This window comes from Candidatus Krumholzibacteriota bacterium, from assembly GCA_034520215.1.
Classification (GTDB): Bacteria; Krumholzibacteriota; Krumholzibacteriia; order Krumholzibacteriales; family WJIX01; genus JAGHBT01.
In genome coordinates this window covers 1,270,321-1,282,535 of sequence record JAXHNR010000001.1, presented here as the reverse complement: position 1 = coordinate 1,282,535, position 12,215 = coordinate 1,270,321, and the positions used below count along the sequence as shown (strand labels likewise).

The 12,215-nt window shown below is 43.5% G+C and carries 9 protein-coding genes; 6 read left to right on the top strand and 3 right to left on the bottom strand.

Translation table 11 applies throughout. The annotated features are described in order from the left end of the window. Positions 1 to 37: 37 nt before the first annotated feature. From U5O15_05565 to U5O15_05555, 3 genes are all read right to left on the bottom strand, one after another. Positions 38 to 1,447, bottom strand: a complete 1,410-nt coding sequence (locus tag U5O15_05565) for an MATE family efflux transporter (protein MDZ7860122.1) — start codon at positions 1,445 to 1,447, stop codon at positions 38 to 40. An 18-nt stretch (positions 1,448 to 1,465) separates the two neighbouring features. Then, entirely contained in the window at positions 1,466 to 1,612 is a 147-nt protein-coding gene (locus tag U5O15_05560) for a hypothetical protein (protein ID MDZ7860121.1), read from the bottom strand. Between the two features lie 192 nt (positions 1,613 to 1,804). Continuing rightward, the gene (locus U5O15_05555; GenBank protein MDZ7860120.1) at positions 1,805 to 2,542 is read right to left on the bottom strand and encodes a glucosaminidase domain-containing protein; all 738 of its coding nucleotides are present in this window, start codon (positions 2,540 to 2,542) and stop codon (positions 1,805 to 1,807) included. Between the two features lie 182 nt (positions 2,543 to 2,724). Here U5O15_05555 and thiC point away from each other — a divergent pair, with 182 nt between their 5' ends. The 6 genes from thiC (at position 2,725) to U5O15_05525 (ending at position 12,200) form a co-directional block, all read left to right on the top strand. Beyond that, entirely contained in the window at positions 2,725 to 4,026 is a 1,302-nt protein-coding gene (gene thiC / locus U5O15_05550; protein MDZ7860119.1) for a phosphomethylpyrimidine synthase ThiC, read from the top strand. A gap of 145 nt (positions 4,027 to 4,171) precedes the next feature. Next, positions 4,172 to 6,565 (top strand): helicase C-terminal domain-containing protein, encoded by a 2,394-nt coding sequence (locus U5O15_05545; GenBank protein ID MDZ7860118.1) that lies wholly within the window; start codon positions 4,172 to 4,174, stop codon positions 6,563 to 6,565. 214 nt (positions 6,566 to 6,779) lie between these two features. Then, positions 6,780 to 8,435, top strand: a complete 1,656-nt coding sequence (gene hutU, locus U5O15_05540) for a urocanate hydratase (protein MDZ7860117.1) — start codon at positions 6,780 to 6,782, stop codon at positions 8,433 to 8,435. A gap of 115 nt (positions 8,436 to 8,550) precedes the next feature. Then, positions 8,551 to 9,849 (top strand): imidazolonepropionase, encoded by a 1,299-nt coding sequence (gene hutI / locus U5O15_05535; protein ID MDZ7860116.1) that lies wholly within the window; start codon positions 8,551 to 8,553, stop codon positions 9,847 to 9,849. Beyond that, on the top strand, positions 9,846 to 11,336 hold the full coding sequence (locus U5O15_05530; GenBank protein ID MDZ7860115.1) for a tetratricopeptide repeat protein: 1,491 nt from the start codon (positions 9,846 to 9,848) through the stop codon (positions 11,334 to 11,336). The genes hutI and U5O15_05530 overlap by 4 nt, the downstream gene beginning before the upstream one ends. A gap of 12 nt (positions 11,337 to 11,348) precedes the next feature. Beyond that, positions 11,349 to 12,200, top strand: a complete 852-nt coding sequence (locus tag U5O15_05525; GenBank protein MDZ7860114.1) for a PHP domain-containing protein — start codon at positions 11,349 to 11,351, stop codon at positions 12,198 to 12,200. Positions 12,201 to 12,215: the final 15 nt, after the last annotated feature.

The window sequence follows — 12,215 nt, the reverse complement described above, 5'->3', positions numbered from 1 at the left end:
CAATGAATTGGCGGAGATTAATGAGGTTCATTAAATATCAGTTCTGTTTAGAACGGGGAAGAGGAACTTTATTGACAGTAAATATTCCCCAGGAGAAGGTGACGATTAAAGAGAGAATATTTCCTCCGACCATTCCAAGCCAAACGCCGGTTAAGCCCATATTTAGAATAATACCCAGAAAATAAGCGGCGGGCACCTGAAGAATAATAGTCCTGATAATTGTGACAATAAGAGATCTGCCTCCGTGTCCTATCCCTCGGAACATAGCTGAAGTGAGCATACCCATCGGTACAGCAGGATAAAGCAGGCATATAATACGCAGAAAGGTTACCAAATCTTCCAGGATTCGTTCTGAACCTTCAGAATAGGTAAAGATGTGCGCTACGGGTCTCGCGAAAATCAAAATCAGTACCCCTATAGAAACTTCTATCAATAAACCGAATTTTACGGCAAAGTAAAAAGCAGACTTGAGCTTTTCACGGTTACCTGCTCCATAGGCCGCCCCTGTAACGGATACCACACCCGTAGAAATACCGATGAGGGGAATTACTCCCAGCATCACTATGCGCCAGCCGCTCGTAAATACAGCAATGCCGTCTGTTCCTCCGGCTCTGATTACAACTTTGTTTAAAATTATCATAGCAAATGACATAGAGAGCTGCGCCAGAGAGGAAGGAACCCCCACTTTAAGTATTTCCGCCAGTATTTTCCTGTTAAAATTAAAATCCCTGAGGGTGATGATAAGATATGTGTCTTTCTTGAAGAAAAGCCAGTAGCAGAAAAGAAGAGATGAAAAAGTCAGTGAAATAATCGTAGCCCACGCGGCGCCTATCACCCCCATATCAAGCCAGTAGATAAAAATAGGATCTAGAACGATATTTAAGATAGAACCAACCATGAGGCCGTACATGGCTCTTCTCGCGTCACCCTCGCTACGTAAAAGCGCGCCTGCTATATGGCTGAATACCATGATTACTGTGCCGCTGAAAAGAATCTTCGCGTATCCCGCGGCCATTGCGCCGACATTCCCGTTTCCGCTGAAATAACTGAAAATAGTATCGATAAAGGGTAGAATCGATATACTAATTATTAAAGATATACTTCCTCCGACAAGAAATGTGTGAATAGCCGTGTTATCAGCTCCTGCCTTATCACCCTTTCCTATACGGCGTGAAGCGGCCGAACCTCCCCCGATGCCTATCCCTGCGCCGAGTGAGATAATAACCATAAAAAACGGAAAGAAGAGGCCTACAGCGGCAAGTTCATCAGCTCCGAGTCCGGAAACCCAGATCCCGTCCGCGATATTGTATACGGCTTGAGAAAACATACCCAGAATCATCGGTGTAGAAAGTTTAAGAATAGCCTTTTTTGGATCACCGAGAAGAGTTTCGACCCCTTTAGTTGTTCTTGGCCCGGTGGGAATATGATTCTCTTTTTCTGTTCTCATAATTGTTTGTCTTTCCAATTACGATATTCTAAGAAGTTCCGACTGGCGGAATATTATCGGCGATGTAATAAACAAGACAAAGAGATATATCGCGATTGGATATGCCGGGGTTTTATTTCTCATGGATATTGACTTTTCAAACATTCTTTCCGTATCCTTTTCCATTGGTTTATATAGAGCTCTGCAATGGGTGTGTATTGTATAAAATCCCATTTAACAATACTTAGGCCAGCATTGAGGATTGTTTTTAAGTTCTTCGGTCTTTATCATTAAAAATGCTTGTACCATTATATAATTAATCTGTTGATAAATACTACAATGTAATCTTAATACAGCGTTATGTTTCTGTTATATTCATCAATTGTCATATTCAGTGAAATTGTTATAATGAATTATAGACGACAATTTTTTTGTGTATTGATCTCTCTTCTCCGAGTAGTTTTCGAGTTCTTTTACAAGTTTAAATGGATCGTTTGTCTTTATTCTCAATTCCCTGAATTCCTTAAAGGCCGGGCTTCTGCCTAAGATACGGTAGTAATCTTTAACAGATGCCTCGAGGGTGTCGTATTTTTTTATCCAAACGGTTTTATTACCGCGTTTTATCCCCGCTGCTATTCGCGGTTCATTTGGATCAAATGACCAAACACCAAATACATTTCTTGCTTCAAAGAAGAACCTCGATGTTGCCCATGAACTTTCGATGGCCGCCTGGGCCAGAGTAATACTTACAGGATGGGGTTTTAACGCCATCATCAATTCTTTATCTGTTTCAGCTTTATATTCCTGTTTTAGTTTACCGATTTCTTTTTGTTCTTTTCCGCTTTTGATTTTAGTTGTAACTCTTTTGTACCGTTCTTCAAGTTGTGAGAAAACACTTTTTACAGGCGGCACCATTAAGTGTTTGAATCGATTCTTTTTCTCCTCTATTGTCATATCTTCCGGTATAAAGGATGCGGTGTAATCAGTTTCCTTACCGGGTTCGCGTTCCCTCTGAATATTGTCCCTCTCTTTATATTCTGATTTGTATATTAAAAAAACTATTGCTATGGCAATTAAAGCAATTACACCTGACAGGATTAAGTTTCTCTTCTTCATTCAATCTCCATTTAACTTACTTTACTTCAATTAATTAACTTTACATTGATAATATTAAAGAAACAGCTTTACCGCAAGTAGCATTTAGAACGTTATAATAAATCACGATAATGCAACCACATTCTTGACTAAGAATTATGTGAAGTTTATACTTAAGTTGTTTTTGTAAGGAGGAGAATATATTGACTGAATATCAAAGAGCAAAAAGGGGTGAAATAACTCCCGCGCTGACCGATGTCGCTGAAAAAGAAGGATTAGAGCCGGAAAACCTTCGTTTTCTTGTGGCTGAAGGAAAAGTGGTTCTTACGGGAACAGCCCGTGAACACTGTGGAGTTATTGGAATAGGGCAGGGGCTAAGAACTAAAGTCAACGCGAATATAGGGACGAGTCCCGATCACGATGATGTGAATATTGAACTGGAGAAATTAAGAGTTGTTATTGAGGCCGGCTCTGATGCTGTGATGGATCTATCCACGGGTGGCGATATTGATGCTGCAAGAAAGAAGATACTTGAGAAAAGCACAGTTCCCGTCGGGACTGTTCCGGTATATCAGGTTGCCGTTGAGGCCGCTAAACGCGGAGAGGGGATAACCGATTGTGAGGTTGATCACTTTTTTGAAGTAATCGAGAAGCAGGCTCAAGACGGCGTTGACTTTATGACAGTACACTGCGGACTTGTAGCCAGATTATCCCGTGAAGTAGCTAGAACAAGATTGGCCGGGGTTGTCAGCCGCGGAGGCAGCTTGCTGATGCAGTGGATGGCTAGAAATGGTAAGGAAAACCCCTATTTCGAATATTTCGACAGACTTCTTGATTTATTGGAAGAATACGATGTTTCTCTTAGTCTCGGAGACGGTCTCAGGCCCGGGGCTCTAGCGGATTCTACTGACAGGCCGCAAGTCGGTGAATTGCTTGTTATCGGAGATCTTGTGGAAAGAGCGCGAGCCCGCGGAGTAAGTGTTTTTGTGGAAGGTCCCGGCCATATTCCTCTGAATGAAATTGAAACTAATATGATTATTGAGAAAAAAGTCTGCGGAGACGCGCCGTTTTATGTTCTCGGTCCGATTGTGACAGATGTTGCCCCCGGGTATGATCATATTACAGCAGCTATCGGCGGAGCTGTAGCGGCATGGCACGGAGCGGATTTTCTATGCTATGTGACACCCGCGGAGCATCTTCGTCTGCCCTCGATTAAAGATGTTCGTGAGGGTGTGATTGCCACCAGGATTGCCGCTCACGCGGGGGATATAGCTAAAGGTATTCCGGGAGCGAAGGAGTGGGATAATTCGGTATCAATTCCCAGGGCGAGGCTAGAGTGGAAAAAATCGCTCCAGAGGAGTATCGATCCAGATAAGGCGGAATCCCTTTATGATAAAAGCTCTGGTGGTGATGACGATTTGTGCACGATGTGCGGGGAATTTTGCGCTATTCGCGGTACCATGCGTACAAGGGAAGACTACGATAAGAAAAAGAGTGATTCATAGTTTATCTCAGAATGGTTTTGTGAATATTATTTGAGTAAGTGAGCCGGGTATTATCCGGCTTTATCGGGATCTTAATCTCGTAAAAATTCTTTTGATAATAAATGCAACGGGTTTTGGGTTGCCGGAGGGATAGTATACAGAATTTATGCCTGGAAATGATTCAATATCTTTTAGGCCGCGTGAACTTGAAGCCTTTACCCCCTATTTAAAATCCCGAGATAACGTGGATTTCAGCTCGGATGAACTATCCAAGTATATCCTTGAAAGGCTGTCGCGCGGCATAATTCCCCTACCCTTACTTTTGACTATCGCTAAGAGAATCAGCTTTGAGGGTATACGGGTTATTGAAACAGCCGCAGCGGAAGCGGTAAAAGATGTTCCCGGCGGCATATTTAATAAATTCGGTATAGGGGAAAAGGAAGATGCCGTAAGCTTTTCTGATAAGCGCTTTTCTCTTCAGGAGGAGAATTCAGCAGTCAAAAACACTGAAGGTTTTTCGGTAAGAGCAGGCAGATATTCCGTCAAAGAAGCCTTTGAATTGATTTTCGAGGAACTTGGTGAGAAGCGGCTCGATCAGCTTGAGATGGCATCAGAAGTTATGAATACTCTTAAGGAGAGGAAGGTTTCGTTCATAGAGGCGGGGACAGGAACCGGAAAATCCTTAGCTTATCTTATTCCGGCTGTTCTGTTTTCTCTTGAAACTCGAAATCGGATTGTTGTTTCAACTCACACAAAGAATCTACAGAATCAGCTCTTTGGCAGGGAGATCGAGCTTATCAGAAGTATATTAAAACTGGATTTCGCTGTTGAAAGGCTCGTTGGAAGAGAGAATTATATATGTTCAAGAAGATTGATATCCGCGGTGAGTAAACTTATGGAAGAAAGGCCGCGAAAAGCCCTCGCGCTCGCGCTTTATTCAGTTTTGTCTGAGACTCATACTCTGGAGTCTCTTCCGTCTGACAAGCTTGGAATAGATCCGTTTGAACTTGGCGCGCCCGCGAGGTGTTTAATGAGAGGATGCGGGAACGCTCTTTCCTGTCCTCTAGTTATTGCGAGGGAAAGAGCTCGAGCGGCGAATATAGTTTTTGTCAATCACGCCCTGGTTATGGCGGATTATAAAAGAGGCGGGGGGGTTTTAGGGGATTATCATGGTGTTGTTTTTGACGAAGCTCATCATCTCGACAAATGTGTCATGGAGAATTTATCGGTCAGGATTACTCCCGGCGAAATAAAGGGGATCTTAAAATGGATAAAGCCGGTTACCTTGAACGATGATAGATGGAAATTTATGCTTCGGAAACTCGAAACGGCTCCGGGAGTAAAAGGCGGGGAGAAACTAATTTTTGAACTGCAGGATATGGTCTCTAAAACCCAGAGTGCATGGAAGGATATCTTCAAGGGTATTGAACGCTCTTTAAATAGGGAAAAGATTATTTCCGGTAAGAAAACCAGGTATTACGACGGAGAAGAAACATTTATTGACATAAAGGATAGCATATCTCTTTTTCTACTATATAACAATAAGTTAAGAGATACACTTAAAGTATTATATAAGCATAATGGATCAGAAAACATAAGACATTTCAAGCAGGAATTAGAAGCGGCGGAGAGTCAGCTCGATGAGCTGGCGGCAGCAGCGGTGTTTTTGACAAAGGGGAATGATGAGGATACTGTTTTCTGGATAGAATGGAACGCGAATTCAAGGGTTAAATCTATTTGTGGTTCCCCGATAGATATAGACCGCAGGTTCGCGGATTTTCTTGAAGAGTCGACCGAATCAGCTGTTTTTACTTCAGCGACTCTGAGTCAGAATGGTTCATTTGACTACATGAAGAAAAGACTCGGAGTAAGATTCACCTCTAAACCTGTTTTTGAACTTGTAAAGCCGTCTTCTTTCTTTCGAGAAGATAACTGTCTTGTTGTATTGCGTTCGGGCCTTGGTAATCCTAATGACAGGGATTTTTCTGTTGCGATTATGGATATTGTAAGAGAACTTGCCGTGAGACACAGGCGAAGACTACTCGTATTATTTACTTCTTATAAGATGTGTCTTGTTTCAGCAGAATTGCTTGACAGAGAGGAACTTCCGGGACCTCTTCTCGTTCAGGGAAGAGGGGAAAGTAGAGAGGTTTTGTCTCGAGAGTTCAGGAAGAATGAAGCGTCAGTACTGCTCGGTGTGGCAAGTTTCTGGGAGGGGGTTGATTTTCCGGGTAAACAGCTGGAGATCCTCGTGATTCCAAAGATACCTTTCCCGGTTCCCGACGAACCTATTATTCAGGCTCGTTCAGAAAGACTGAGGAGTATGGGAGGCAACCCTTTTCAGGAACTCTTCCTCCCAGAGGCCATTTTGCGTTTGAAACAGGGGATAGGCAGATTAATAAGAAGAAAAGATGACAGAGGTATGATAGTTATCCTTGATTCAAGGATACATAACAGATCATACGGCAGGCATATACTTTCATCACTGCCTACTGAGGGGATAGTTGTTTCGTCCGGAGCTGACGTGATAGGGAGGTCTATGGATTGGTTTGCGGAGTGATTATCCGGCAAAAGTTGTGTGTAAGTTTTTCATCTTGCCGTATAGCCGCAAAAGGTTTAGGGTTAATACCTGCGCGGGAGGGCGGGATATTGAGGAATTGAAGTAGAGGTGTTATAATTTGGCAATTATATGAGAGCTGACAAAGATGTTGTTTTGATTGAAGCGGATGATATTGCTTTACCGCTCTGTCGCCGTAATGGAGGTGTAAGCCGATATGGGAAAAGTAGATATAAGAGCTCCCAGGGGAAATAAAATAAGTTGCAAGGGATGGTTTCAGGAGGCGGCCCTCAGGATGTTAATGAACAACCTCGATAGAGAGGTCGCGGCAGATCCAGATAAGCTGATAGTATACGGAGGGACAGGAAAAGCGGCTAGAAACTGGGATTCCTATCACGCGATTGTAAGGGAGCTTAAAAATCTTGAAAACGATGAAACCCTTCTGGTTCAGTCCGGTAAACCTGTGGGGGTTTTTCAAACGCATGAGGGTGCTCCAAGGGTGCTGATCGCGAATTCTCTCCTTGTTCCAAGGTGGGCAACATGGGAGCATTTTCGCAAATTGGAAGCTGATGGTTTAATGATGTACGGTCAGATGACTGCGGGTTCCTGGATGTATATTGGCACCCAGGGCATATTGCAGGGGACATATGAAACACTGTCTGAATGCGCTAGAAAAAATTTCGGGGGGGACTTGACCGGAAAATTCGTTCTTTCCGGAGGTTTGGGAGAAATGAGCGGTGCTCAGCCCCTCGCGGTTACAATGAACAGAGGGGTCTGCTTAATCGTAGAGGTTGATGAAAACAGGATTAAGAGACGCCTCGAGACCCGCTATCTTGATGAAATGGAAAGAGATCTGGACAGCGCCCTTGAAAAAGTAGATAAAGCTTTGAAAGATAAGAAGCCTTTATCAATAGGACTAGTCGGTAACGCGGCGGATGTATTCCCCGAGCTGGTCTCGAGAAACATAATACCGGATATAGTAACTGATCAAACATCCGCCCACGACGCGCTGAACGGATATATCCCGAGGGGTTATAATCTTGATGAGGCCTCTAAACTCCGCGAAAAGGATCCCGATCGTTATATAAAGGAAGCTATTGAGTCAATTGTACTACACGTCCAGGCTATGCTGGATTTTCAGAAGAAAGACGCCGTTGTATTTGATTACGGGAATAATATCCGGGGTCAGGCGAAGAAGGGCGGGCTGGAAAACGCCTTCGATTTTCCGGGATTTGTGCCCGCGTTTGTACGCCCTATGTTTTGTATTGGAAAAGGGCCTTTCAGATGGCTCGCGTTGTCAGGGAAAGAAGAGGATATTTACAGAACAGACGATCTTGTGCTTGAGCTGTTTTCCGAAAATGAATCTTTGTGCAGATGGATAGAAATGGCGCGCAGGAAAGTCGCATTCCAGGGACTTCCCGCCAGGATTTGCTGGCTCTCATACGGGGAGCGCGAGAAACTCGGGTTGGCGATCAACGAGCTTGTCGCGAAAGGTGAGATAAGCGCTCCTATAGTGATTGGAAGAGATCATCTCGACAGCGGTTCTGTCGCTTCTCCATACCGCGAAACTGAAGGTATGAAGGATGGAACTGACGCTGTGGCGGATTGGCCTATTTTAAACGCGTTACTAAATGCCGTCAATGGAGCTGCCTGGGTTTCAGTTCATCACGGGGGTGGTGTTGGAATGGGGCTGTCGATACACGCCGGTCTCGCTGTAGTGGCGGACGGGAGTGATAAAGGCGCTGAAAAACTTAAGCGTTGTCTGCGCGGTGACCCTGGCATAGGGATTGCAAGACATGCCGACGCGGGATATGAGATAGCTATTGAGAGGGCGAAGGAGGATGGAATTAATATTCCCATGCTAAACAAATAATTTCGCTGATTCAGAGAATCAGATGTCGGTTATTAATACGGGGAATATCGTTTTTTTAAGTCATGCATTTTGCTTGAGTTAACATCTGTTTATTTTGTTATGCAAGGAGAAGCGTTTGATTGAAACAATTGATCTACTCCTTCTTGGCGCTGGTCAGATAATAACAAGCCGTAATGAGGGGAAGGGGCCGCTGAGGGGGGAAGATTTTTCTGATCCGGGTATTATCCGGAGTGGCGCTATCGCGGTAGCTGGTGGAAGAATATTAGCCATTGGTTCCGGCGATTTGGTTAAAAAAGAAGTAGCGGAGAGAGAAGTTTCAAAGATCATTGATGTGGAGGGAAGGGTTGTAATGCCCGGATGGGTGGATTCCCATACACACTCGGTATTTCCAGGGTACAGGTCGGATGAATATGAAGCCAGAATTAGAGGAGACAGCTATCTCGAAATTGAAAGACGGGGCGGGGGTATTAAAAGAACAGTGCGGGAACTTCGCAAAATGGATGAAGAGCGGTTATATGAAATAAGCAGGCGTCGTCTTTTAAAGATGTTAAAAACGGGCGTAACTACGGTTGAGATTAAGACCGGATATGGACTTGATCTGGAAAATGAATTGAAGATGCTGAGGGTAATTTCCCGTCTCGCCGATGATATGCCTTTGGATATAGTAGCTACGTTCATGGGGGCTCATCAGAAACCCCCTGAATTAAGTGGTAAAGGTGAATATGTGAAATTTGTCATTGATGAAGTAATTCCGGAAGTTGCCGAGCAGGGCAAGGCTGAATATATAGATGTGTTTTGTGAAAAGGACGTTTTTGACCTCGCCGAAACAAGGCAGATATTAGTTGCGGGGAAAATGAATGGATTTAAGCTTAAAGTCCACACCGATGAAATATTCGCCATTGGAGGAACTGAATTGGCCGTTGAACTCGGCGCTGATTCCGTGGATCATCTTACGAAGGTAACAGAGTCGGGAATTAAAGCTTTGTCGAATAGTGATACTGTGGGAGTTCTTTTGCCGGGAACAAGCTTTGGACTTGCTTCGAGCTCTTTCGCGCCTGCCAGGAAACTGGTTTCAGCCGGAGCCGCGATAGCGCTTGCGACGGACTTTAATCCGGGAAGCGCGCCTTCGTTATCCATGCCTTTGACAGTCTCGATAGCGTGTTCTCAGATGAGACTTTTGCCGTCCGAAGCTGTTAACGCGGCGACTATAAACGCGGCTTATTCAATAGGCATGCAGAATGAAGTCGGATCTTTGGAAAAGGGGAAAAAAGCTGACCTAGTAGTGTATGATGTAGAAGATTATCGTGAGATACCTTCCAGGGCCGGGACAGATCATTCAGTGATTGTGATTAAAGAAGGCGATGTCGTCTGGGAGATAGAAGACTATAATGTCAGGAGTGAGATCGGGTTTTGAGTAGAGCAAGCAAACTAAGACGGCAAGCACAGGATTTACTGAAAAAGGGTAAGCTCCAAAAGGCTATTAACGTGTATAAGAAGATTCTGGACGGGCATTCCAGCAATCCTAATCTATTGAATGAACTGGGTGATATATATATAAAGACAGGAGATCGTATCCAGGCCATTTCGTCATTTGAAAACGCGATAAATCATTATGAAAAAGTCGCTCTTTATAACAATGCTGTGGCTGTATGCAAAAAGATACTCAAGATTATTCCGGGAAGATTAAGTACGGTATACAAGCTCGGCGAACTGAAAGCAAAACAAAATTTTACAAGCGAAGCGGCAGAATATTTTAACTCGTACATGGATCTGCTCCTGTCCGAGAGTGATTCGCTTCCCGAAGGAACTGATCAGCGGATAGAGACAATATTGGAATTGATGGGTAATTATCAGAGAGTAATTTCAAAATCCGTTGATGTTTTTGAGACCCTTGGAAACAGCTTCAGAGCTTCCGAAATAAACGCGCAACTTATAAGGGATAACAATGAAAGGGGAACCAGCGAATCCCTTGAATTCTATAAAGAACGAATGGAGAGATTAAAGTCGTCTCTATCGGATAGAGAGCGTGAGAAGGTCGACAGGATACTCGATTCTATAAAGATAGATCCTTCGCTAAAGGAAGATGATGCAAAAACAGAAATCGATATGGATTCGGAAAGTTCAGATCTTCAGTCTCATAAGTCGGATTTGAATGTTAAAGACGACCTTGAAACTACGATGTATAAAGATCGAGAAAAGGAAGCGGCAGAAGGAGTTCAACCCGAAGGGCTCGATACCGATGATGAAATGAAAGGTGAAGGGCAAAGTGATGAATACGTCATAAGTTCCGACAATAACTATCAAAGCGCTGAAAATGAATTCCCCGAATCCAAGGATGAAACAAAGGATGAATTTTCTGATTCCAAAAGAGAAGAAAAGGAAAAACTTGATAAGAGAGAAAGCGCTGAACCGGAGAATTCTTTTGAGAAAATAGAAAGCGGCGATTCCTTAGAGGATTTTTCTGATATAACAGAATTCAGAGGTAAAGATGAAACAGAAAGTCATAAAGAGATAACTAGTGATATTGAGGAGGATGATTTCAAGAGTCACTATGATCTGGGGATGGCTTATATTGAAATGGCTCTTTTCAACGAAGCTATAAAAGAACTGCAAGTAGCCACACGTTCACAGGAACTCAAGCTGCGGAGTCTTGAGATGATCGGCTATTGTTTTATACAGAAGGGGCAATATAACCTCGCGGTAAAACAGCTTGAGAGGGGAGCGGAGATAGCAGACAGTTACGGGGATGAAGACCTCGGAATTTATTATAATCTCGGACTTGCCTATGAAGCTATTGATGATGTTGAGAAAGCACGTGAAAATTTTGAAAAAGTATATGTTATCGATGTTTCTTTCCGGGATATACTTGAGAAAATGAAAAAATTAAACAGTCATACCTGAGAAGAAATAATAATGAAAAAAAGCAGGTTTTGTTGTGACCTTCACACCCATTCAAGTTACTCTGATGGTGAATTATCCCCTCGTCAGCTTGTTGAGCTTGCCGCGGGATACGGGCTGGACGCGGTATCGGTAACTGATCATGATACTATTAATGGTCAGAAAGAAGCGATGGAGGCTGGAAGTGAAATGGGAATTGAGGTTATACCGGGAATAGAATTCAGCGCGAGAGGTAACGGTGGCACGATCGTTCATATTCTGGGTTACTGCATTGATATACACGATACTTTAATTGAGGAGAAGTTGAAGTGGCTCAGGGATAAACGGCGCTTGAGGGCTGAAGAAATTCTGAGAAAACTCTCTTCTAAAAGTGGAATTACTTTGTCCTTTGCGGACCTGCCCGCGGCAGCGGGTGCCGATTCTATAGGCAGGCCCCATATTGCCGTGGCACTGCTTGAAAAGGGAATTGTTTCATCTTTTCAGGAAGCTTTTGAAAGATTTCTAGGCTACGGTTCTAACGCCTACGTTCCCAAGCAGGTATTCTCTTCAGATGAAGTTATTGAACTTATATTGAATTCAGGCGGGGTGCCGGTTTGGGCTCATCCGGCATTCGAAATCAAAAAAACAAAATTATTAAATGAATTTATTGAAAAAGGCCTTGCAGGGCTGGAGGTATGGCACCCGAATCATAATTTAGCTTTGGAGAATAATATTCTAACCATAGTGGAAGAAATGAAATTAATTCCCACAGGAGGATCGGACTTTCATTCTAAAATAGCAATGAAAGTTGATGTGGGAGGGAAAGGCGCTCCATACGAGTCTGTTGAGTTACTTAAAACGGCCGCTGCCAAAGGACATTTTTCTTGACCACCCTTGCGAGCT